Source organism: uncultured Erythrobacter sp. (assembly GCF_947492365.1).
GTDB lineage: Bacteria > Pseudomonadota > Alphaproteobacteria > Sphingomonadales > Sphingomonadaceae > Erythrobacter.
The window spans coordinates 1,786,359-1,807,539 of record NZ_CANLMB010000001.1; the positions used below are offsets into that span (position 1 = coordinate 1,786,359).

The following is a 21,181-nucleotide window of genomic DNA, read 5'->3' on the forward strand; positions in this document are numbered from 1 at the left end:
TTGAGACCGTTCAGGCTTGTGCCCAACGACGGAAATTGGTGCAGGATTGCCTCACCCGTAGGAAGAGATGCAAATGACCAGAACCCGGATATTCGGAGTGATTTTCGCCTCCCTTGCGCTTTTCTCTTGCGGGCAGACGGATAAGCCTCAGGGCGGCGAAGCGCTTGGCTCGACAGATGAATTTGCTACCAGTGACGGGCTGATTGCCGATCGCGCTTCCTTGCCTGGCGCGAAAATCTACGTTGAGAATTGCGCATCCTGCCATGATGGCGATGTGGCCAAAGCGCCGCATTTCCAGTGGTTAGAGATGATGTCCCCAGCCTCAGTCGTCGCGGCCCTGAATGGCGGTGTTATGGCAGAACAGGGCGCCATGCTTTCCGATGACGAGAAGCTGCGCGTTGCCGAATATATCACCCGAGTGGACCTTTCTGATGGCCTGCCGCAGGCGCAATATGCTGCCTCATGTCAGGGGCCGGCGGCGCGATTCGATCGTTCGAAGGAAGTCGTCAATGTCGGCTGGGGCCACGATACTAGGCGTTTTGTTCCTGACTCGCTCGGCGGATTGAGCGGAGACGATCTGGGTAATCTCGAACTCCGGTGGGCTTATGCTTTCCCAAATGCCACAAAAGCCCGGTCGCAGCCGGCGATCGGATTTGGTGCCGCCTTTGTCGGCAGCGACGACGGCACGGTCTATGCCTTTGACCTCGAGAGCGGATGCGCGCGCTGGACCTTCAAAGCGTCTGCTGAAGTGCGCACTGGTATCGTGCTGGTCGATGGGCAGCAGCCCATGCTCTATTTCGGTGACCTCACCAGCAAGCTCTACGCAGTCAATGCGCTCACTGGTGAGCTCGAATGGTCTCGCCGGATGGACGACCACCCCAGCGCGACGCTCACAGCTACGCCAGCCTTCCACGATGGAACGCTCTACGTCCCGGTATCGTCGCTCGAAGTCGTTCCGGCAGCCGACCCTAGCTACGAATGCTGCACGTTCCGGGGGCATCTGGATGCGGTCGATGTCAGGACTGGTGAGTTAAAGTGGCAGTTCTGGGCCATTTCCGAAGAACCGGAGCGCATCGAGAAGAACGGACGCGTTTCCTATGCCCCATCCGGCGCGCCGATGTGGGTCAGTCCGACAATCGATGCGAAGCGCGGTGTGCTCTATTCAGGAACGGGCGAGAATTATTCCTCACCTGCAGACGGCAACAGTGACTCGATCTTTGCAATCGACCTCAACACAGGCCGCCGCGTGTGGCAGCGCCAGACGATCAGCGGCGATGCCTGGAACGTCGCATGCATGATGGCAGACAATCCCAATTGCCCCGAGGAACGCGGGCCCGATTTCGACCATTCCTCCTCACCCTTGCTGATCGACGTTGGCGACGGCAAACAGGTGCTCGCAGTCGGCCATAAGAACGGCATCGTCTATGGACTCGACCCGGATGATGGCGGCAGCTTGCTGTGGGAGACCACGGTTGGACGCGGAAGCATCCAGGGCGGTGTGCACTGGGGAATGGCTGCAGAAGGCACAACAATCTATGTGCCGATCAACGACATGAATAACACCCGCAATGGTGAGCCGCTTGATCCTGAGCTCGCGCGGCCCGGGATGCATGCGGTCGATGCGCGAACCGGCAGGAAATTGTGGAGCGAGGTCCAATCCAATGTCTGTGGAGAGGCACGTCCGTTTTGCGATCCCGGCATATCGGCTGCTGTGACGGCGGTACCCGGAGCTGTGATCGCGGGGCACATGGATGGCTGGATACGGGCCTATGACCGCAGGACCGGCAGGCGTTTGTGGGAATTTGACAGCGCTAGACCGTTTGACGCCGTGAATGGCATGCCCGCCCGCGGAGGCAGCATGTCCGGCCCGGGCGCCGCCGTGGGTGATGGCTATTTGGTGATCAACTCTGGTTACGGCCTCTACAGTCACGAAGCTGGCAATGTTCTGCTGGTCTTCGCACCCAAACGCTGATCAACTTATATCGATATCGATAAGTATTGGCATTGCTGCCGACATGCCATAGGTTTGCGTGTAAGGCAGAAACAAAAGAGGAGAGCCGGGCACAATGACCGAGATTTCGCTGGAGGTGAACGGCAGGCCGGCAAAGCTTGATCTGCCCGACAACACGCTTCTGATACATGCGCTGCGGGATCATCTGCGGCTTACAGGCGCGCATCTGGGTTGCGACACCAGCCAATGCGGCGCCTGCACGGTGCATGTCGACGGCAAGGCGGTGAAAAGCTGCACCATGCTGGCCGTCCAGGCGGAAGGTTGCAGCGTTACCACCGTTGAGGGCCTCGTGAATGAAGGCGAGCCGCTCCATCCGATGCAGCAGGCATTCCATGACAATCACGGCCTGCAATGCGGTTTCTGTACGCCCGGCATGGTCATGGTTGGCATCGACATCGCCCGGCGCCACGGCATGCCCGATCCAGACACGGTCCGTCACGAACTCGAAGGCAATCTGTGTCGCTGCACAGGCTATCAGAACATCGTCGCCTCGATCATTGAAGGTGCGGGCAAGATGGAGGGCGCGGCATGAATATTCCCGCGTCAGCCGTCAAATTCGGCCAATCGGTGAAACGCCAAGAGGACGGGCGTTTCCTGCGCGGCAAGGGCAAATATGTCGACGACATGATCCTGCCCGGACAGCTTTACGCCGCCTTCGCGCGCGCGCCGATGGCCCATGCGCGGATTGCCGGGCTCGACCTTGATGGGGCAACAGGCATGCCGGGGGTGCGGCGCATCCTGACGGGTCAGGACCTGGTCGATGCAGGCCTGCCCGCACTGCCATGTGGCTGGGCAATCACTTCTCGCGATGGCGAGCCGATGAAGGTCGGTGTGCGCAATGCGCTGGCCGTTGACCGCGTGCGCTATGTCGGCGAGCCGGTCGCGCTGGTGATAGCAGAGACGCAGGCGCAGGCGCGCGATGCTGCCGAGGCGGTCATGGTCGATTACGACGACCTGCCCGTATCGGTCGACGTGCTCGATGCGACCGCCGATAGCGCGACGTTGATCCATGACGAGATCGCTGGCAATTGTGCATTCGACTGGGAACTGGGCGACGAAGCTGCAACCGAAGCTGCATTCGCTACGGCAACGCATCGCGTCTCTTTGACCTTGCGCAACAACCGGCTGGTCCCCAACGCAATTGAGCCGCGCGCGATCAATTCGCAATGGGACGCGGGCAGCGAAGAGCTGACCGTTTACATGACGCATCAGAACCCGATTGGTATGCGCATGTTCTATGCTGCCGCCTTCGGGCTCGCAGCAGAACACAAGCTGCGCATGGTCTCACCTGATGTAGGCGGAGGCTTCGGGTCGAAAGCGCATAACTACCCCGAGGAAGTAGCGGTAGCTTTCGCGTCCAAACTGGTCGATGGGCCGCTCAAATGGACCGCCGATCGTAGCGAGGCATTCCTCACCGACGCACACGGACGTGATCATCTGACGGAAGTCGAACTTGCGCTTGATGCTGAAGGGCGCTTTCTGGCGCTTAGGGCCGATACGCAGGCCAATGTCGGGGGCTATCTGTCGAGCTCTGGCTCGCTTGTCCCGACCTACATGTATGCGACGATGCTGTCGGGTCAGTATGCCATCCCCGCGATCCATGCGCGGGTCAGGGCGATCTATACCAACACCTGCCCGGTCGACGCCTATCGCGGGGCGGGACGACCAGAGGCTGCCTATGTGGTCGAGCGGATCGTCGATGTCGCCGCGCGCGAGCTGGGAATAGACCCGGCGGAAATCCGGCGGCGCAATTTCATTCGCCAATTCCCCTATCAGACGCCGGTCGTCTACGAATATGACTCGGGCGATTACGAGAAGACGCTCGATGCGGCGCTCGAACTGGCTGACTATTCAGGCTACGCAAGCCGCAAGGCGGACAGCGAAGCGCGCGGAAAGCTGCGCGGGATCGGCCTGGCTGCCTATGTCGAGGCGTGCGGTATCGGCCCCTCGGCCAAGCTTGCGAAGCTCGGCGGCGGCGCCGGCATGTGGGAATCGGCGGAAGTCAGGGTACATCCTGTCGGCACTGTCGAAATTCTGACCGGCGCGCATTCACACGGCCAGGGCCATGCGACAACATTTGCGCAGGTCGTCTCTGACCGCTTCGGCGTGCCGATGGAGAACATCTCGGTCGTTCAAGGGGATACGGCGCGTATCCAGGCCGGGACCGGCACCTACGGCTCGCGCGCCTCTGTCGGGATGTCGGCAACCCTGCGTGCCTGCGATCAAATCATTGCAAAGGGCAAGAAGATCGCCGCGCATTTGATGCAGGTCGATTACGACGCGGTGACGTTCGACGAGGGCATATTCTCCAGCAAAGACAGCAACGTCACGATCGCCTTTGCCGAGATGGCCTATGCTGCGCACGCCGCTGCCGCCTTCCCGACCGACGAGATCGAGCCGGGGCTGGTCGCCACCAGCTTCTTCGACCCGCCCGAATTCACCTATCCCGCAGGCGTCTATGTTTGCGAGGTCGAGATCGACCCCGATACCGGGACCGTCGAAGTCGCAAGCTTCTGTGCGGCAGACGATTTCGGTAATGTCGCCAACCCGATGATTGTCGAAGGGCAGGTTCATGGCGGGGTGACGCAGGGCATCGGTCAGGCCTTGTGGGAAAATGCGCTCTACGATCCCGACACCGGCCAGCTGATGTCGGCGAGCTTCATGGATTACGGCATGCCGCGCGCAGACGGTGTGCCCGAGTACCAGCTAGTCTTCAGCGGAACACCTTCGCCCAGCAATCCGCTCGGCATGAAGGGCTGCGGTGAGGCGGGCGCGATCGGATCGCCGCCCGCTGTCATCAATGCGATCTGCAACGCGCTGGGCGTGCGCCATGTTGAAATGCCCGCCACGCCGGAGAAAATCTGGCGGCTGTGCCAGGAAAGGGAGCAGGGCTGATGTACGATTTTACCTATCGCCGACCCGGCTCGCTCGATGAAGCGAAAAGGCTGATTGCCGAGGAGGACGGTCAGGCGCTGTCGGGTGGGCAGACGTTGATGCCGGTGCTGCGCGCTCGCCTCGCCATGCCCGGCATTTTGGTCGACCTGACTCGTGTCGACGAACTCAAGGGCGTGAGCATGGAAGGAGACCGCATCGTCATCCTCGGTGCGACAACCCATGCAGAGGTCGCAAGCAACGCACTGGTCCGAGAACATTGTCCGGCGCTCGCCGAGCTTGCCGGCGGAATCGGCGATCCGCAAGTGCGGCACCGCGGTACAATCGGCGGCTCGGTCGCCAATAATGACCCGGCAGCCTGCTATCCCAGCGCCTGCCTTGCTCTCGACGCGGAAATTCGCACCGACCGGCGTAAAGTGGCCGCGCGTGATTTCTTCACTTCAATGTTCGAGACCGCGCTTGAACAAGGCGAAATTGTCACCGCAGTGAGCTTTCCGGCATGCAGCGCAGCGCATTACGAGAAGTTTCTCAACCCCGCCTCGCGCTTCGCTCTGATCGCCGTCTTTGCCGCGCGGCTGGGCGGCCAGAACCGGCTCGCAGTTACGGGCGGCGGCACCGGCGTGTTCCGCTGGCAAGGCGGCGAAGAGGCTGCCGACAATGGCGGTGATCTCGCTAATGCTCCCCTCGACGACGCCCATTTCACCGGCGATCTGCACGCCAGCGTCGAATATCGCATGCACCTTACTCGCGTGATTGCGCAGCGCGCGCTCACCGCGATCACCTGACAAGGACTGAAAATACCGATGGAAATCAAGGGTTCCTACCAACTTCCGTGCGATCCGCAGCGCGCCTGGGAAGCGCTCAACGATCCCGAGCTGCTCAAGGCCTGCCTCAAGGGCTGCGAGCGGCTGGAGAAAACTGCCGATGACCGTTTCGAGGGCACGGTGCAGGCCAAGGTCGGGCCGGTTGCCGCGCGCTTCAGCGGTTCGCTCACGCAAACCGAGATAGACGCGCCGAATGGCTGCACCATGGTTTTCGAAGGGCAAGGCGGCGTCGCCGGGTTCGCCAAGGGGTCTGCGAATGTAAGTCTCGAAGCAGTCGATGGCGGGACCCAGCTATCCTATGATGCTGACGCCAAGATCGGCGGCAAGCTCGCGCAAATGGGCGCGCGGCTGGTTGAAGGCACAGCGCGTTCGATGGCCGAGGATTTCTTTAGCAAGTTTTCGGTCGCACTCGGTGCAGTCGAGGGGTCAGCCGATGGAGCAAAAACGGCTCCCGAAACCGGGCCGGTTCAACCCGAGCAGCAAGCAGCAACCGGCTCGAAGCTCACCTGGTTTATCCTCGCCTCAGTGGCGGTCGTGCTCCTGGTTCTCTATTGGCTGAGGTGAGGTAGGCGGGCCTGTATTCAATACGAGGCGGCCGAGATTTCACGTATTCCTAAGCGTTCGCGCGATCTGCGAGAAAACGATCGAGTATCGCGGTATCATAGAAGAACGGCAGCATCCGTTTGACTTTACCGCCTTCGATCTCGAATAATTCGGCGACCGGCATGATGAATTCACCTTCGTCGCTGCCAAAAACCAGGTCCAGCAAAGACACCACCTGACATTCGTTGGCAGTCATCGACTTGAACCGGACATCGCTAGGCTGAAGCGCGTCAAACACGGATCCGAACACTCGCTTGAGGGCGTCCTTGCCGTAATAAGCCCCGCCAAAGGGAAGTCCTGCGGGTTCAACAATCTCGAATTCGTCGCAAAGCAGCGTTTCCATGCGGGTCCAGTCACTCGCGAAACCGCAATCGTAGACGCTTTGGGCAAGCGCGATGTTTTCCTCATGGCGCGACAAAACGCAGTCCCCCTCAATCTTCTTCAAACTTGAACTCCTGCAACGCGCGGTCGGCGCGTTTCAGTGCGGCACGAACCGTTTCCATGTCTTCCTCGCCGATTGAATCCAGCAGCACGGCAATGACCTGTCGGCTCAGGAGATTGGCTTGTAGCGCGACCTCGCGGCCTTTCTCGGTCAGCGATGCGGCGCGTACGCGCGAATCCTGCTTGCCTTGCTCCCGCTCGACATAGCCGAGCTTTTCGAGCCGTTTGATCTGATGCGAGATCGTGGACTGTGGCAGCGCCATGATCCGCACGATCTCGCCCGCGGGCAGAGGGCCATGTTCGAGCATCACGACCATCATGCGCGACATGATCAGATCCACGCCCCACACCTGGAAATAGGGGTTGCACGCGCGCGCCATGAGCGCATTTAGCCGGTGCGTCAGGAACGAAATACGGTCCATCAGCGGCGGCAAAGTGGGTGTCGAAGTGGCGTCGCTCATGCAGCTCTGTCCCTGTCGCTGTTGTCTGTGTCCGAATAGCGGCCCAATATCGGCATAAGCAATGCCGCGATAGCGAAGAATATTGCAGCCACCTCAAAGCTCGTCCCGTAGCTGCCCGTTCGATCATGCAACGAAGCGAACAGGAACGGCGCGGTTGCACTGCCCATGGCGAGACCCGCATAGGCGAGCGCGTAGATCTTGGAGTAGTGGGCCAGTCCGAAATAGCGCGCTGTGAGAAAGGCGAGCAGATCAAGCTCGGCCCCGGCCGCTAGGCCGAGGATGGCGCAGGCAGCTATAAGTGTGACGGGATCGGTCGCGTCGCGCAGAATCAGGCATGCCAAGGCGGGAAGCAGTAGCACCACCATTGCCACGCCGGGTGCCCAGATGCGGTCGACCACAAATCCAACCAGCACACGGCCCGGCACCATGGCAATCCCTACGGCACCCGCGAATGCAGCGGCCGCTTGCGCCTCGATACCTCGGTCGATCAGCGCGGGGACAAGGTTGGTTAGCGTGCCCGAAATGGCGAGATAACCAAGCAGGATCGAAACAGCGAGGACCCAGAAACGATAGTCGCGCAGCGCCTCACCCACGGTCGCTCCGGGCAAGCCAGTGCCTGCCGTGCCACCTGCGCGACGTTGCGGATCGGGGCGGAGCCACACCCACACCAGTGGCAGGGCAATCAGCATCGGCAGCAGCGCTGTACCGCGCAGAGCAAAGCGCCAGCCGCCATACTCCTCTAGCGCGACGATAAAGCTGGGGAGCAAAAGTGCGACAAGCGCGGTGCCCACCAGCGCGAGGCCCAGCGCCGCACCGCGGGCTTTCTCGAAACTGCCGGAGACGACACGCGACCACAGCACCGGATTGGTCCCCGCGCCAAGGATCGCCGTCGCCGCGAAGCCGAGATAGAAGGTCGTGAGCGTGCTGGCGTAGGAGGCGAGAAGCAGGCCCAGGGAAACGCCAAGGATCGATGGCAATGCGACTGCACGCGCTCCGAAGCGGTCGATCATCCATCCGGTTACGGGGGCGGTGAGAGCCCCGAGGCCCGAACTGAACAGGATCGCCAACTGGATATCTGCTCGCGCCCAGCCAAGATCCGCCGCGATCGGACGGGTTAGCGGGCCGATGGCATAAAAAGGAAGCGCGATGGCGCTCAACCCGACACCGACCGCGCAGGCAACCAGCAGCGTCCACCCGCCGCGCAGTTCCTGCCAGCCGGACGCGCTGGTCAAGCCGCGCGTCCGAAAGGCAGCGTTGCCGAACCCAGGCCGGGGCACTCGAGCCGGTAGGTCGCAGGCCCTGCCATCGGAATGGCTGGACCCATTGCGCCGGTTAGAATGATGTCGCCGGCTTGCAGGCGTCTCCCGCGCCGGTAAGAGTCCGCGACAAACCAACGATAGACTTTCAGCACGCTGCCAAAACAGGCCGACGCTCGGCCTTCGCTGATTGTCTCGCCATCACGGGTGAGGACCATACTGGTTCCCTCGAAGTCTGCCTCCGCCGGGTCGAGCGACTGCGGTGCGCGCATCAGCCAGCCGCAACAAGCGTTATCAGCCGTGGCCCCGCCGATAGCGCTTGGCCAGCCGAGAAGGCGCGAGTCGGCCACTTCGAAGGCCGCGCTGACCGATGCGAGTGAGGCGATAAGCACGTCATCACTTGCCCCCGGCTGCGGCACCGAGGCAATTTCGAGCAACATTTCGCCCTCGATACGGGGGCTGACGATTTCGCCGGTTGGCAGTGTGTCGCCTTCTTCCAGCAGCGTATCGGCATAGATCACCCCGACCATGGGCTCATCCGCACCAAACAGGTCGAGCGCGGGCTGCGAGGTCAGTCCCAGTTTCCACCCAATCGGCCTCCGCCCTGCCTTGACGAATAGGCAGGTCAGCGCCCCTTGTATCGCCCGTCCGCGATCCGGATCGCGCATGGCGGCGAGTTCCGGTTCGGAATCGATCGCATACCGATCCCGCCAGGCTGCGAACAGCTTGTCCGCAATTGCGTCTATCTCTTTATCCATCGGCTCAGACCTCGATTTTCATGGTAATGCCGTCCCAATCGCGCGCCGCCTCGGCGACTGCCCGATAGAAATCGTACAATGTTTCATTGACGCGATAGACCTCGACCATGTGGCCAAGTGTGGCGTTGGTGTCGACATAGGCCGCACCGCGTTTTTCGGCGGTCACAAGTTCAGTTGTGATGTGATGGCCTTGCCCGTGGTAATGATCGATCATCGCATCGTAGTCTTCTGGAAACAGTGCCACGTGGTGCAGCCCCTCTTCATCCGGTTCATACATGTCGCGAAAGGCGGAGGGGTTGCGGCAATGCTGCGTGATCAGCTCTACCTGCACAGGCCCCGCCTGCGCATGGGCCGCGCTGATATCGAGCACGCTGGCGGATCCGCGATAGCGCACCTGTTTGAGCGGGATATGCCTGCGCACCAGAAACGGGCCAATCCCCATCAGGCGCGCGAAGCGCGGGATCGCTTCGTCGAGATCGGCCACGTGGTAGGCGATCTGAACGAAGTTTTGGCGCTGCGGTGTGCTCAACGGCGGTCGCACGCTCCTTCCCTCCATTACATCGAAATCGATACTTCACCCCAGAGGCTTTTGATGTCAAGAAGGCGTGCAGAGGGAGGCGCGCGGGAATGACGCTGTATTGTGAGCAACAAATGCCTGAAGCGATTGTGCGCGCCTTCGTCGCGGCGTGGCACGGTCCTGACCTCGATCGCGTCTGCGCATTGCTGGGCGAGGATGTGGCTTATCACAATATCCCGATGGAGCCGCTTAATGGAAAGCCAGCGGTGGAGAGTTATCTCCGCTCCGCTGGCCCCTTCGAGGAAAGCGATTGGGAGTTGCTGCATATCGCCGCAGCGGGCGAGCATGTGCTCACTGAACGGGTCGACCGGATGCGCGTTGGCGGAAAAAGCATTGCGCTGCCGCTGATGGGCATATTCCGGGTGAAGGACGGTTTGATCCGCGAATGGCGGGACTATTTCGATCTCGCCATGTATCGTAGCCAGATCGCCTAGTGAAAAGGAATTACAGGGAGTGAGACCGCAATGAAACTGGGCCTTGAAGGGCGCACAGCGCTGGTGATGGCGGGGAGCCAGGGGATCGGCCTCGCTTCGGCTTTGGCATTTCACGCAGCCGGTGCGAATGTGGCGATCTGCGCTCGCTCGCAAGGGCCACTGGATGAGGCGGCTGCCTCGCTGCCCGGCTGCCTCGCGATGACCGCTGACGTTACCAGCGAAGCCGATATCGATGCATTTGTGGCAGCTACGAAGGACCGGTTCGGCGCGATCGATATCCTTGTCAACAATGCAGGCGGGCCGCCGCCGGGCCTGTTTGCCGACCTGCAAGACGAGGACTGGGCGAAAGCAGTTGAGCTCACGCTTATGTCCGCCATCCGCGCCACCCGAGCGGTGTTGCCGGGGATGAAAGAGCGCGGTTGGGGACGGATCGTCAATGTGTCGAGTATCGGCGTGAAACAGCCGGTGCCCAATCTGACTCTGTCGAACAGTATTCGCATGGCAGTGCTAGGCTGGGCCAAGACGCTTTCGAACCAGGTCGGACCTGACGGGATCACAGTCAATACTGTGTGCCCCGGCTGGACGCGTACAGCGCGGGTGGAAAAGCTGTTTGCACAGCAATCGACGCAGACTGGAAAGAGCGAGGAAGAGATCGAGGCTGCACTCGTGCAAAGCATTCCGCTGCGCCGGGCAGGCGAGGCCGAGGATGTTGCCAATTGTGTTGTCTTCCTCGGCTCGGAAGCGGCTGGCTATATTACAGGAGCTGCGATTGGCGTCGATGGCGGTGCCGCGCAGGGTTACGCATGAGCCTCGCACACGCCAAGGTCATTGATATCCATGCCCATGCCGTGCTGGAGGAGACTTTCGGGACCGCAGGCGAGTTCGGCCCGGAACTGACCGAAGAGGATGGCGTGCCCGTCTTCCGGATCGGCAGCTACAAGCTGCGCGGAGTGAAATATCGCGGCAGCGCTTTTATGGACCCTCAAGTGCGCGTCGCTGCGATGAACCGAGCAGGCATAGACTGGCAGCTGCTTTCCCCCAATCCTTTGACCTATTTCCATTTCATACCTGCAGCTGAGGCAATCGCGTTTTGCCGACGCCACAACGATACCATGGCCGAAATGGTCAATGCGCGGACGGATCGCCTCGGCGGAGCAGCGGCGCTGCCCATGCAGGATATTCCTGCAGCGATTGCCGAATTGCGCAGGGCCGTAACTGATCTCGGCCTCAAGGCGGCCTATATCGGCACTGACATGCCGCAAGGGCTCGACGATCCGCGTATGGATACCTTCTATGAAACGGTCTGCGAGCTCGATGTCCCGCTCTTCATCCATCCCGCGCCCGCTGGAATTGACGGGCCTGCTGCCAGCCCAGCCTTGTCGAAATATGAGCTTGATATCATGCTCGGCTTCACAATGCAGGAATCGACTGCGGTCGCGACGCTGCTGTTCGGCGGGGTGCTGCACCGCCATCCCACGCTCGACATTTGCATAAGCCACGGCGGCGGAGCGCTTGCACTTGTGTGGGGACGGCTTGAGCACGCAGCGCACAAACGCGCATGGGCACCCGATCATCTGCAACGCGACGGCGCCTTTGCCGAGCAGCTAGGGCGGCTGTGGTACGACATCCACATGCATGACGAACGCGCGGTCGAATTGCTGGTTGAGCGCGTGGGGACCGACCGCCTTGTCTACGGCACCAATTTCGCTGGATGGGATGCGCCGGAGAAATTCCGCATGCCGACAATGGATGTGCCGCTGGCCGACAATGCGCGCAGGCTGCTTAGAGGCTAGACACCGCGGGTCACGCCAAGACCCATACCGCCATCAACGGTAAGGCTGGCACCGGTGGTAAAGTCACTTTCCATGAAGTAGCCGACAGCCTGCGCGATATCCTCACCCTGGCCGAGGCGATCAATGGTCTGGATCGTGTTGAGCGTTGCGTGGCGCCTCGCCGCCTCTTCCTCGCTCACCAGACCCGCGCGCACATTGATTTCGGTCAGCACGCTGCCGGGGATGATGCAGTTCACGCGGATCCCGCGGTCGCCGAGTTCGGCGGCGTAAACCTTGGCAAGCGTTTCCACCGCTGCCTTGGTCGCAGCATAGGGCGATGCGCCGGGAAAGGCTCGCTTGGTGTGAACCGACCCGACAAAGAGCACAAGGCCCCTGGTCGCGGCCAAGTGAGCCGCCGCGAGCCCCGTCAGCATCATCGCGCCCACAACATTGGCGTGGAAAATACCGAGCAATTCCTGCTCGTCCAGCTCCTCAACCGGTCCGCGGACCATGTTGCCAGCATTGTTGAACAGGCAGTCGAGCCTGCCGCCGGCATGATCTGTCGCTGCTTCGATCATCGCTTTGCGGTCTGCGGAAATGGTTACATCGCCCGCGACGCCGTGGCAGCCGATCTCCGCCGCCTGTTCGGCAATGCGATCCGCCCGCCGCCCGGTGATCGTGACCTTCGCACCGCGTTCGGTGAGATAGCGCGCGGTCGTTTCTCCAAGACCCGATCCACCCCCGGTGATCAACACGCCCTGTCCGGCTATTTCACGCATCGCTCGCTCCTTTAAGCCATTCGATCTGCGCCGTGATCAGTTCACGATGGCCCCGCGCATTGATCGAGCGGGCATCGTGACCCAGCGCATCGACCGCCACACGGCCTTTGCCAAACTTCCTAACCCAGGCAAGCGGCTGCGGGCCTTCCTCAATTTCGCAGGTGGCCAGTACCGTGCAATCCTCGCGCGGGTCGAGATTGTGATAGGCCTCGTCAAGCAGCGGGAATTGCGCCGGGCCTGCCGAGTGCTCTGCCCCGGCCTCAGTCAGACTAATGTCGATCTCACCCATGGGCGGGTGATGCGATCGACCCCAGGTCCAGCCGCCGCCCATGACCTCGTGCCAACGTGGCTGTGTGTCGAAGCAGATCGTCGAAACATGAATCACGAACATGCGCCCGCCGCTCGCCACATAATCGGCGAGCGCGTCCATGTGGCTGTCAGGCAGTTCATAAGCAAAGCGATCGCGGTCGGGCGCGTATTTCGCGTGCTGTGTCATGCTCCAGCGCAGCGTGTTGACCGCCAGCATGGCCGGTGGGTCGGCCAGCGCGGCGATGGCTGCGTCGATATCCTCTTCGATAAGGGTGTCGTACCCGCATTCTTCGATGATGCCGACCAGCGCCCCGGTGCTCTCGCCGAAGGGGTGGGAGTATCCGCCGCTGAGGATGAGCGCGCGCGCTGCCACTATTCGCGCGGCAGGTTTTTGAGCACGGCGTGCGTCACAGCGCCATCCACCACCAGATCGTGTCCGTTGATATAGCCGCCCTCGGGCGAATCTAGGAAAGCAACGGCATTTGCGATATCCTCCGGCGTGCCGAGGCGACCCAGCGGCACGCCCTTGCTGCGCGCGGCACGAACTTTGGGATCGGCATAGATCGGTGTCGACATGCCGCCGTCAATGAAGCCGGGCGCAACCGAATTGAAGCGCACGCCCCTCTCGCCATATTCGAGCGCGAATTGCTTCATCAGCTGTTTCACTGCCGCCTTGCTCGCTGGATAGGCGCCCGATCCGGGGCCGGGGGAATAGGCGTTTATCGATGTGAGCGAGATTACATGGCCGCTGCCACGTTCAGCCATGCGCCGCGCTGCTGAGCGGCTGGTCCATAACACGCCCATCAGATTGACTTCGATGGTGATGCGGATGTCGTCGTCGCTCTGTTCGGCAAGCGGGCCGAAGCGCACGATCCCGGCATTGTTGACCAGCAAGTCGGGCGCGGGACCAAATCCCTCGAACGCGGCTTCGACCGCTGAAGGGTCGCACACGTCGCAAGGCAATGCCACCGCACCCTCGATAAGCTCGCAACGCTCGGCCACCGCGGATTCGTCGCGGTCGAGAATTCCGACCCGATATCCCCTTGCGGCGAGCAATTCGGCGATAGTGGCGCCAATACCGTTGGCGCTACCGGTGACTATGGCGCTGCGACTCATGCGGGCTCCTTGGAAAACTGGATTGGATATCGGCCCCAATTGGGGCGTTTGGTTTGTGTGTCAGCGGTCGGCGGGTCATCCGCGAGCTTGCGCGCGCCGAGTTCGAGCAGCTTGATAACGATAAGCGGCACGATGCCGAATTGAGCCTTTTCCGGATCGGTGCCGGGCTTGGCTACCAGCCCGCCATCGAGCTCCCGCCCGAGGCAGGTGTGAACACCGATGCCGAACGCCAGGCCAGAGCGCATCACGCCGACTGGCACTTCACGGTCAGGATTGAAGCTGTCGGCATCGGGTCCGAAAATTGCCTCGCTGCGATTGGCGTTGAACAAATCAAGCTCGATCCGGTCGCCTTCCGGGAGCTCGCCGGCCCCCTGCACGCTCATGGGACACATGCTCTTGCGCCAGGCTTCGGGGCTGGCCGGGTGGAGGCGCAAACTTTCATGGACGCAGTGCTGCACGAACACCGTGTCTTCGAGCCTCGCCCACCGCGCCGCATCATCGCCGGCCCAGCTGAGTATTTCATCCAGCGCATGGACCACCGAATTGGCGGTCGAGTGCGATCCGGCCTGCATGTAAAAGCCGATCTCGCGCAGCCGCTGCGCTTCGTCGAACTGCAGCTCGTCCTGTGCCTTTAGGATCACGGTGAGGACGTCGCGCGGCAGAGCAGCGCTCTCGATCTCACCGCGCTCCTCCTGCGCGATCAGCGCTCTGCGGCGCGCAATCGACGCTTGCAGAAAGTCTCGGTCGAATTCGCTCAATGCCTCGCGGACTTCTGCGGTGAGTTCGTCCTTGTCGCGGGTGGAGTGCACCATAGTGGCGCCCTCGCTCATTTTCTTGACCAGCCGAATGAGCTGTGCGGTTTCTTCCTGCGTGCGCGCGGGGCGATCCACACCTGCAAAGTCGGCAGTCAGGTTTACGGTGAGGCGATAGCCAAGTTCGATCAGATCGCCGCCACCAGCCGCGACATAGGGAGCGATGGTCTCATCTAAGGTCGCAGGGAAAACTTCTTTCTCGTAATATTTGAAGAAGTTGCGGCGGAAGACGCGAATTTCGACCTCGCGCCGTTTCTGGTGCTCATCCCCGTGTAGCACCAGCAGCGTCCCGCCGGTGATGACTTCGCCTGCGTCGTATAGCGCCTGCCGAAGTCCGGTATTGCGTAGCGCTGCTTCGCAGTCGCGGTAATCTGTCAGACGGTGGACTTGCATCAGATCAGCGCCTCTTCGGGCCTGAACACGACCGGATATTCGGACCAAGTGATGCGCGTGATGGTCTCGTCCTTCCTCGTCTCGCCGTCGGGATCGCGTTGGACGCCGAAGCGCAGTAGCGCCTCCACGATCAATGGAACCGTGCCATACTGGTGATCTTCGGGTGTGGAGTTGGGGCGCGGCTCGACGCCGATAGCGAGGTTGCGGCCGATGCACGCGTGCATTCCGTAACCCATCGATAGGCCATAGGGCGCCTTGCCGCCCGACACTTCGCGGTGCGGGTTGTAGGTTTCGGGATCGTCGCCAAAGAATTCGGGGTTGCGGTTGGCTGCGCGCATATTGACCACGACCTCGTCGCCAGCGGGCACTTCCTCGCCCGCAGCCAGCGTCACCGGACACAGAGCGCGGCGTTTGGCGACCGGGCTTGAGGGGTGAAGGCGCAGGCTCTCGAACACGCAGCGCTGGATGAAGAAGGGATCATCCTTAAGCAGCGCGATGTCTTCAGGATGCGCGTCGAGCCACTCGAACAATTCGTGCATCGCATGGGCGAGCGAGTGGATCGTCGTATGCGCCCCGGCGAGCATATAGAAAATGCCTTCCTGCAGGAATTGCTCGTCGGTCATCTGCAGTTTTTCCTGACCCAGGATCAGCGCCATCAGCACGTCGTCTGGCAGTTCATCCTTGGCAATGCGGCCCGCTTCGACTTCGGCCAGCAGCGCCTCACGCCGGCGGCGCGACGGCGTGAGAAATCGCGTGCTGAACTCAGCCATCGCCTTGCGGATCCGCTCCTTCTTGGGTTCGACATCGCCTTCGAGCGACTGCCCCAATGCCGGTGCGAGGCTGAATTCCTTGAGCAAGCGCAGCAATTCGCCGGTTTCCTCATGGCTACGCACGGGACGGTCAATGCCGGCGAAATCGACCGTCAGGTTCATCATCACCCGGTAGCCGATATCGACCAGGTCGCCGCGCCCCGCCTCGAGAAAGGGCCGGATCGTCTCATCAAGCGTCCGCGGCAGAAAATTCTTCTCGTAATGGAGGAACACGGCCTTGCGGAAGATCGTCCCTTCGACCAGCCGCCGCGCGCGATGTTCCTTGCCATGCAGATTGACCAGCACATCGCTCATCATGAGAGCGGCCGCATCATAGAGCGATTGCCGTAGGTCGGGCTGCTTCAGCGCATGGACGCAGCCTTCATAAGAAGTGACCTCGTGCTCTGACATCACTTCCAACCCAGCGTATTGGTGCGCGTTGCGGGAAGGGTTGAGTAATTCGAGACTCTCCAGGATGGCAGCGGAGTGCGTTCGGGCAGCGGTGTCTCGATGTCGATCCGCCTGCCGCCCTTGAATATATGCTTCATGCCGCCGGGCCGCCCCAGCAGGGTGACATCCTTGGTTACATCGCCTTCGACCACGATGACATCGGCTATGCGTCCCTGTTCAAGCGTGCCGATCCGGTCTTCCATCTTGAGCGCGCGAGCGCCCTCGCGCGTGGCGCAGATCAGCGCCTGTTCGTGCGTGAGGCCCATGTTCTCAACGAACACCTGCAGCTCGCGCCAGTGCCACTCGCCATAGGGCGTTATCGAAAAACCGCTCTCGGTGCCGCAGAGGAAAGGCACACCTGCATCGTAGGCGCGCTTCAACTGGACTGAGCTTTCCTCAATCTCCTTGGCGAACAGGTCCTTGAGGAAGGCGTTCGAGCCGATCTTGTCGCCATGGTCGGCGAGCACCGCCTGGAAGGTCAGCGTGGGAACAATCGGCGTCTTGTGCTCGATCACCGCTTCCAGCGCTTCTTCGTCCATATAGGTGGCGTGTAGGATCATGTCGAAGCCAGCGCGCGCGGCGTCGCGGGTGGAACTGGCGTTGCGGCAATGGCCGGTAACGGGAAGGCCAAGCTCGTGCGCGGTATCGACCGCCAGCTTGAGCTCGTCGTAATTCCAGACCTGGATCTCACCCTCGGCACGTTGGCGCGGGATTAGGCCGGTGACGTGGATCTTGATCCAGTCGACGCCCCGTTTGGCCTGGTTGCGGATCTCGGTAACAATCTCGTCGCGGGTGCGCGTGACTTTGAGATAACCGATCGCGCCTTCGTCAGGTATCAGCATCCCAGCTGTGCCGCCAACCGAAGTGAACAAGGCATTCCCGCCGCAGGTCATGCGCGGTCCTTCGCAGACACCGCCCTCGATCGCATCGCGCAGGTCGAGCGAAACGTTGAAGATGGTGTCCGCATCAAACAGGCTGGTCACGCCTGAACGCAGCACCTTTTGCACATTATGTGCCGCGACCAGCGCGGACAGCCCTTCGCGCCGGTGGAAGAACAGCTCGTCGTTGGAATGGGGTTCGTCGAAGCTGATATGGCAATGCGCATCGATCAAGCCGGGCATGACGGTGCAGCCGCTTGCGTCAATGCGCTTGACGTCGTTGCGACCTTCGGCCCAGTCGAGCGCAGCTTGGCCGGTCGCCGCGATTTCACCGTCGAAAGCGATCGGCTGGACGCTTGCCGAGGCGCCAGTGGCGTCGAACAAGATCCCGTTCTCGATCAAGGTTGCGTCGTTGCAGTCGGTCACGATTTACCTCCAAACGCATTTATATCGACATCGATATTTATCGCAAGCCGGAAGACACACCGGCGAGTGATTTTGCGGTAGCGTGGTTTGATACTGTCAATCGGTGCGTTCAGTCTAATGCCAACTCGCCTGCGCCAGGCGAACGGCATCCTACTCTCTGTGCTTCTCAAGTTATCGGTGATTGCCGCTCATCCTGTGCGGGTGAGCGGGCGGTCTTGCAAGTTTGTCTATCGATCAAGTGGCGCTGAGAGTCGAAAGTGGCTTCACCTGCCTGAACCTCAGCATCCCTCGCTCCCTTCGCCGGAATGGAAGATGCATGTCTTCACCCCGAATGTTCAGTCACCTTCCGATCTCGCGACATTCTTCATTGCCAAGTTCGGGCATCGATCGAGAGACAGCAGGAATGATGCAGAGGCCACGGATTGGTCTGGAAAGCGCGGCTTACTCTCAGTGGTTTGCAGGCGGATCTGCAAGACGAGACAAGTGCTGGGGGTGGGTGGCGGTGCTGTCAGTCTAACACAAACTCGTCTCTACAAGACCAGCCTCAAGTTTCAGACGTGTTGCGTGTCGTCGACAAGCTCGCGCCGTACGGTTTGTTCGAAAAGATCCTGCTCGCGCGATGAATTGTCATTGGCATGGGATCGAGCTTGGTTGTACCCAATGGAACGGGCGCGGTTGAGCGACATTTGCATTTCGAACTCCGACACTCCTTGCCTACCTTTGCACCCTACCAGACCCGTCGCCGCTCATCAGCTTTTCAACCTCCGGCACGGTCACACGATTGAAGTCACCCATAATCGTATGTTTGAGCGCGGAGGCTGCGACGGCGAATTCGAGGCTCTGCTGCCGGTCTTCATAGGCGTTGAGGCCGTAAATGAGTGCTGAGGCAAAGCTGTCACCGCCGCCAACGCGGTCAACAATGTCGGTCAGTTCGTATTTGCGGCTGAGCATGAAACCGTCGTCGCGTGTTCGCAGACATGCGGACCAATTGTTGCGATCCGCGCTCAAGCTTTCGCGCAAAGTGATCGCGATCGTGTGCATGTCGGGATAGATGTCGAGGACTTTCTGGCCCAATGCTTCGTATTTGGCGGTGTCGAGTTCACCCGACTCCACATCGACATCGACCGTGATGTCGAGTGATTTCTGGCAGTCCTCTTCGTTGGCAATGCCGACATCGACATATTTGACCAGCTCGCGCATCACTTCGGGCGCGGATTTGCCGTATTTCCACAGCTTGCCGCGGAAATTGAAGTCGCAGCTGACCGTAAGCCCTGCCTCTTTCGCTGCCTTTACGCAGGCCATCGAGAGTTCGGCCGCAGTGGGGCTCAGCGCCGGCGTGATACCGGTGATATGAAGCCATTTTGCGCCCTTGAAGATCGCCAGCCAGTCAAACTCGTCCGCCCCGGCATTGCAGATTGAAGAGTGCGCGCGGTCATAGACGACCTTGGACGGACGCTGGTTCGAGCCTGTCTCAAGGAAGTAAATGCCAACGCGGTCGCCCGAGCGGCTGATCTGCGCCGTATCGACGCCAAAACTGCGAAGCTCGCGGATTGCCGCATCGCCGATATCGTTGTCGGGCAGAGCGCTGACAAAGCCCGCGTCAAGCCCGTAATTGCTCAGTGCAACGGCAACATTCGCTTCGCCCCCACCGAAAGTGGCTTCGAAAGCCGGGGACTGGAAAAAGCGCTCATGGCCAGGCGTTTTGAGCCGAAGCATGATTTCACCAAAGGACAAAAATTCAGCCATGGGTAGGAGCCTTTATTGAGCGAACGGTTTGCGCGATGGCAACGGCCTCGCTCGCAAGGTTTGAAATCCGGGCAAAGTCGCCGATTGCGACCGCCTCTTTCGGGGTAATCCAGCTTCCGCCGCATGCCATGACGCTGGGAACTGCAAGGAAGTCGGCCAGATTGTCGGGCGATACGCCGCCGGTTGGCATGAATCGCATCTCGCGGAACACTGACGAGAACGCCTTGAGCATTGGCACGCCGCCGGCAAGGCTGGCGGGGAAGAACTTCACTTCGCGCAGGCCCAGCGCATATGCGCGTTGAACCTCGCCAGCGGTCATGCAGCCGGGGAAGAAGGGAATGCCCTGATCGAGGCAATAGACCGCAATCTCGTCCACCAATCCCGGCGAAACAATGAACTGCGCGCCGCTCGCCACCACCGACTTCGCCTGATTGAGAGTAAGGACGGTACCAGCGCCCACTACCATATCCTGCGTTTGAGCAAGGATCGCTTCCATCCCCGCCTGCGCATTGTCAGAGCGCAGCACAACCTCAAGCACGCTCAGCCCGCCTTGGCCCAGTGCGCGCGCGACTTTCACTGCGGTCTTGGGATCGTCCTCTGCGATCAGCGGGACGACAGGGGCCGATTGAAGACGGTTGGAAAGCGTATCACTCATAGCCTTGTTTGCAGCTCGAACGGTTACGAGAAGGCGAGGCCGCCGTTGATGTCGTAATTCACGCCCGTGATGAACGAGGCATCGTCCGAGGCGAGATAGGCAACAAGATCGGCGGTTTCTTCCGCGCGACCCTGACGCTTGAGCGGGGTTGAGTTGGCGACGTTCTCGCGCGCGGCATCGGGCGTGAACTTGTCGTGGAACGTGGTTGCAATCATGCCCGGGCAAATCGCATTGACGCGGATACCCTTGGGGCCGAGCTCTTTTGCGAGGCCGCGCGTCATGGTCATCACAGCGCCCTTCGAGGTGGCATAGGCAATCGCCCCGCCGCCGCCGCCATCACGGCCTGCCAGAGACGCAAGGTTCACGATTGCCGCACCTGCCGACATGTGCGGGACCGAGGCTTTGCAGGCGAGGAAGGTCGATGTCGCATTGAGCTGCATGACGAAGTTGAAGAACTCCTCATCCATCTCTTCCAGCGTCTTGCGCGCGACGAGGCCGCCCGCATTGTTGACGAGGATGTGGATTGCATCGCCAAAGGCTTCGCGCGTGGCGCCGATCAATGCGTCGACATCGGCAGGCTTGGTCACGTCGGCCTTCACTTTGATAGCTTTGCCACCGGCCGCTTCGACCGCAGCGACAGTCGCATCGGCGTCCGCCTCATTGCTGTTGTAATTGACGACGACGCTTGCGCCTTCGCTGCCGAGCTTGACGCAAACGGCGCGTCCGATGTCGCGGCTTCCGCCGGTTACGACCGCAACCTTACCTGCAAATTTCATATT

At 61.0% G+C, this 21,181-nt stretch carries 22 protein-coding genes; 8 read left to right on the plus strand and 14 right to left on the minus strand.

The window, feature by feature from the left end:
* Positions 1–73: 73 nt before the first annotated feature.
* The 5 genes from Q0887_RS08485 to Q0887_RS08505 all read left to right on the plus strand — a co-directional run bounded on the left by Q0887_RS08485 (position 74) and on the right by Q0887_RS08505 (position 6,291).
* Positions 74–1,972, plus strand: coding sequence for a PQQ-binding-like beta-propeller repeat protein (locus Q0887_RS08485; RefSeq protein ID WP_299193983.1), 1,899 nt, complete (start codon positions 74–76; stop codon positions 1,970–1,972).
* Between the two features lie 94 nt (positions 1,973–2,066).
* Positions 2,067–2,543 carry a (2Fe-2S)-binding protein gene (locus Q0887_RS08490; protein WP_299193986.1) on the plus strand — a complete coding sequence of 159 codons (477 nt, stop codon included), beginning with the start codon at positions 2,067–2,069 and terminating at the stop codon, positions 2,541–2,543.
* Complete coding sequence (locus Q0887_RS08495) at positions 2,540–4,906, plus strand: xanthine dehydrogenase family protein molybdopterin-binding subunit (protein ID WP_299193988.1); 2,367 nt, start codon at positions 2,540–2,542, stop codon at positions 4,904–4,906. The genes Q0887_RS08490 and Q0887_RS08495 overlap by 4 nt, the downstream gene beginning before the upstream one ends.
* Positions 4,906–5,688: a xanthine dehydrogenase family protein subunit M gene (locus Q0887_RS08500; protein WP_299193990.1), complete on the plus strand. Its 783-nt coding sequence runs from the start codon at positions 4,906–4,908 to the stop codon at positions 5,686–5,688. The genes Q0887_RS08495 and Q0887_RS08500 overlap by 1 nt, the downstream gene beginning before the upstream one ends.
* An 18-nt stretch (positions 5,689–5,706) precedes the next feature.
* Positions 5,707–6,291: a carbon monoxide dehydrogenase subunit G gene (locus Q0887_RS08505; protein ID WP_299193992.1), complete on the plus strand. Its 585-nt coding sequence runs from the start codon at positions 5,707–5,709 to the stop codon at positions 6,289–6,291.
* 49 nt (positions 6,292–6,340) lie between these two features.
* Here Q0887_RS08505 and Q0887_RS08510 read toward each other — a convergent pair whose 3' ends face one another.
* From Q0887_RS08510 to Q0887_RS08530, 5 genes are read right to left on the minus strand one after another with little or no spacing between them, the layout of a single operon-like run.
* Positions 6,341–6,775 carry a nuclear transport factor 2 family protein gene (locus tag Q0887_RS08510; protein ID WP_299193994.1) on the minus strand — a complete coding sequence of 145 codons (435 nt, stop codon included), beginning with the start codon at positions 6,773–6,775 and terminating at the stop codon, positions 6,341–6,343.
* Entirely contained in the window at positions 6,762–7,232 is a 471-nt protein-coding gene (locus tag Q0887_RS08515) for a MarR family transcriptional regulator (protein WP_299193995.1), read from the minus strand. Before Q0887_RS08515 ends, Q0887_RS08510 begins: the two co-directional genes overlap by 14 nt.
* Positions 7,229–8,464 (minus strand): MFS transporter, encoded by a 1,236-nt coding sequence (locus tag Q0887_RS08520; RefSeq protein WP_299193997.1) that lies wholly within the window; start codon positions 8,462–8,464, stop codon positions 7,229–7,231. Before Q0887_RS08520 ends, Q0887_RS08515 begins: the two co-directional genes overlap by 4 nt.
* Positions 8,461–9,246: a hypothetical protein gene (locus Q0887_RS08525; RefSeq protein WP_299193999.1), complete on the minus strand. Its 786-nt coding sequence runs from the start codon at positions 9,244–9,246 to the stop codon at positions 8,461–8,463. Before Q0887_RS08525 ends, Q0887_RS08520 begins: the two co-directional genes overlap by 4 nt.
* 4 nt (positions 9,247–9,250) lie before the next feature.
* Positions 9,251–9,775 (minus strand): VOC family protein, encoded by a 525-nt coding sequence (locus tag Q0887_RS08530; RefSeq protein ID WP_299194001.1) that lies wholly within the window; start codon positions 9,773–9,775, stop codon positions 9,251–9,253.
* Positions 9,776–9,873: 98 nt separating this feature from the next.
* On the opposite strand from Q0887_RS08530, the gene Q0887_RS08535 reads away from it, so the two are divergent.
* Genes Q0887_RS08535 through Q0887_RS08545 form a run of 3 tightly spaced genes read left to right on the plus strand, consistent with a single transcriptional unit; the run spans position 9,874 to position 12,050 of the window.
* Entirely contained in the window at positions 9,874–10,257 is a 384-nt protein-coding gene (locus tag Q0887_RS08535; protein ID WP_299194003.1) for a limonene-1,2-epoxide hydrolase family protein, read from the plus strand.
* A gap of 30 nt (positions 10,258–10,287) precedes the next feature.
* Positions 10,288–11,064, plus strand: a complete 777-nt coding sequence (locus tag Q0887_RS08540) for an SDR family oxidoreductase (RefSeq protein ID WP_299194005.1) — start codon at positions 10,288–10,290, stop codon at positions 11,062–11,064.
* Positions 11,061–12,050, plus strand: coding sequence for an amidohydrolase family protein (locus tag Q0887_RS08545; RefSeq protein WP_299194007.1), 990 nt, complete (start codon positions 11,061–11,063; stop codon positions 12,048–12,050). Before Q0887_RS08540 ends, Q0887_RS08545 begins: the two co-directional genes overlap by 4 nt.
* Here Q0887_RS08545 and Q0887_RS08550 read toward each other — a convergent pair.
* The 9 genes from Q0887_RS08550 to Q0887_RS08590 all read right to left on the minus strand — a co-directional run bounded on the left by Q0887_RS08550 (position 12,047) and on the right by Q0887_RS08590 (position 21,178).
* Positions 12,047–12,808, minus strand: a complete 762-nt coding sequence (locus tag Q0887_RS08550) for an SDR family oxidoreductase (protein WP_299194008.1) — start codon at positions 12,806–12,808, stop codon at positions 12,047–12,049. The two genes, Q0887_RS08545 and Q0887_RS08550, sit on opposite strands and share 4 nt — an antisense overlap.
* Positions 12,801–13,490, minus strand: coding sequence for a ThuA domain-containing protein (locus Q0887_RS08555; protein WP_299194010.1), 690 nt, complete (start codon positions 13,488–13,490; stop codon positions 12,801–12,803). Before Q0887_RS08555 ends, Q0887_RS08550 begins: the two co-directional genes overlap by 8 nt.
* Entirely contained in the window at positions 13,490–14,233 is a 744-nt protein-coding gene (locus Q0887_RS08560; RefSeq protein ID WP_299194012.1) for an SDR family oxidoreductase, read from the minus strand. Before Q0887_RS08560 ends, Q0887_RS08555 begins: the two co-directional genes overlap by 1 nt.
* Entirely contained in the window at positions 14,230–15,438 is a 1,209-nt protein-coding gene (locus tag Q0887_RS08565; RefSeq protein WP_299194014.1) for a cytochrome P450, read from the minus strand. Before Q0887_RS08565 ends, Q0887_RS08560 begins: the two co-directional genes overlap by 4 nt.
* Positions 15,438–16,658, minus strand: a complete 1,221-nt coding sequence (locus Q0887_RS08570) for a cytochrome P450 (RefSeq protein WP_299194016.1) — start codon at positions 16,656–16,658, stop codon at positions 15,438–15,440. Before Q0887_RS08570 ends, Q0887_RS08565 begins: the two co-directional genes overlap by 1 nt.
* Complete coding sequence (locus Q0887_RS08575) at positions 16,658–18,001, minus strand: amidohydrolase family protein (RefSeq protein ID WP_299194018.1); 1,344 nt, start codon at positions 17,999–18,001, stop codon at positions 16,658–16,660. The genes Q0887_RS08570 and Q0887_RS08575 overlap by 1 nt, the downstream gene beginning before the upstream one ends.
* A gap of 714 nt (positions 18,002–18,715) precedes the next feature.
* A complete protein-coding gene (locus Q0887_RS08580; RefSeq protein WP_299194019.1) occupies positions 18,716–19,747 on the minus strand; it encodes a sugar kinase in 1,032 nt (343 codons plus the stop codon).
* Entirely contained in the window at positions 19,740–20,402 is a 663-nt protein-coding gene (eda, locus tag Q0887_RS08585) for a bifunctional 4-hydroxy-2-oxoglutarate aldolase/2-dehydro-3-deoxy-phosphogluconate aldolase (RefSeq protein ID WP_299194021.1), read from the minus strand. Before eda ends, Q0887_RS08580 begins: the two co-directional genes overlap by 8 nt.
* 23 nt (positions 20,403–20,425) lie before the next feature.
* Complete coding sequence (locus Q0887_RS08590; RefSeq protein WP_299194023.1) at positions 20,426–21,178, minus strand: glucose 1-dehydrogenase; 753 nt, start codon at positions 21,176–21,178, stop codon at positions 20,426–20,428.
* Positions 21,179–21,181: the final 3 nt, after the last annotated feature.

What these genes read in the sequence shown, in the direction of transcription:
- Q0887_RS08565 (WP_299194014.1), bottom strand. Translation starts at nt 15,438, where the DNA reads ATGCAAGTCCACCGTCTGACAGATTACCGCGACTGCGAAGCAGCGCTA.
- Q0887_RS08485 (WP_299193983.1), top strand. Translation starts at nt 74, where the DNA reads ATGACCAGAACCCGGATATTCGGAGTGATTTTCGCCTCCCTTGCGCTT.
- Q0887_RS08535 (WP_299194003.1), top strand. Translation starts at nt 9,874, where the DNA reads ATGACGCTGTATTGTGAGCAACAAATGCCTGAAGCGATTGTGCGCGCC.
- Q0887_RS08505 (WP_299193992.1), top strand. Translation starts at nt 5,707, where the DNA reads ATGGAAATCAAGGGTTCCTACCAACTTCCGTGCGATCCGCAGCGCGCC.
- Q0887_RS08560 (WP_299194012.1), bottom strand. Translation starts at nt 14,233, where the DNA reads ATGAGTCGCAGCGCCATAGTCACCGGTAGCGCCAACGGTATTGGCGCC.
- eda (WP_299194021.1), bottom strand. Translation starts at nt 20,402, where the DNA reads ATGAGTGATACGCTTTCCAACCGTCTTCAATCGGCCCCTGTCGTCCCG.
- Q0887_RS08545 (WP_299194007.1), top strand. Translation starts at nt 11,061, where the DNA reads ATGAGCCTCGCACACGCCAAGGTCATTGATATCCATGCCCATGCCGTG.
- Q0887_RS08495 (WP_299193988.1), top strand. Translation starts at nt 2,540, where the DNA reads ATGAATATTCCCGCGTCAGCCGTCAAATTCGGCCAATCGGTGAAACGC.
- Q0887_RS08490 (WP_299193986.1), top strand. Translation starts at nt 2,067, where the DNA reads ATGACCGAGATTTCGCTGGAGGTGAACGGCAGGCCGGCAAAGCTTGAT.
- Q0887_RS08550 (WP_299194008.1), bottom strand. Translation starts at nt 12,808, where the DNA reads ATGCGTGAAATAGCCGGACAGGGCGTGTTGATCACCGGGGGTGGATCG.
- Q0887_RS08590 (WP_299194023.1), bottom strand. Translation starts at nt 21,178, where the DNA reads ATGAAATTTGCAGGTAAGGTTGCGGTCGTAACCGGCGGAAGCCGCGAC.
- Q0887_RS08515 (WP_299193995.1), bottom strand. Translation starts at nt 7,232, where the DNA reads ATGAGCGACGCCACTTCGACACCCACTTTGCCGCCGCTGATGGACCGT.
- Q0887_RS08525 (WP_299193999.1), bottom strand. Translation starts at nt 9,246, where the DNA reads ATGGATAAAGAGATAGACGCAATTGCGGACAAGCTGTTCGCAGCCTGG.
- Q0887_RS08500 (WP_299193990.1), top strand. Translation starts at nt 4,906, where the DNA reads ATGTACGATTTTACCTATCGCCGACCCGGCTCGCTCGATGAAGCGAAA.
- Q0887_RS08580 (WP_299194019.1), bottom strand. Translation starts at nt 19,747, where the DNA reads ATGGCTGAATTTTTGTCCTTTGGTGAAATCATGCTTCGGCTCAAAACG.
- Q0887_RS08570 (WP_299194016.1), bottom strand. Translation starts at nt 16,658, where the DNA reads ATGTCAGAGCACGAGGTCACTTCTTATGAAGGCTGCGTCCATGCGCTG.
- Q0887_RS08540 (WP_299194005.1), top strand. Translation starts at nt 10,288, where the DNA reads ATGAAACTGGGCCTTGAAGGGCGCACAGCGCTGGTGATGGCGGGGAGC.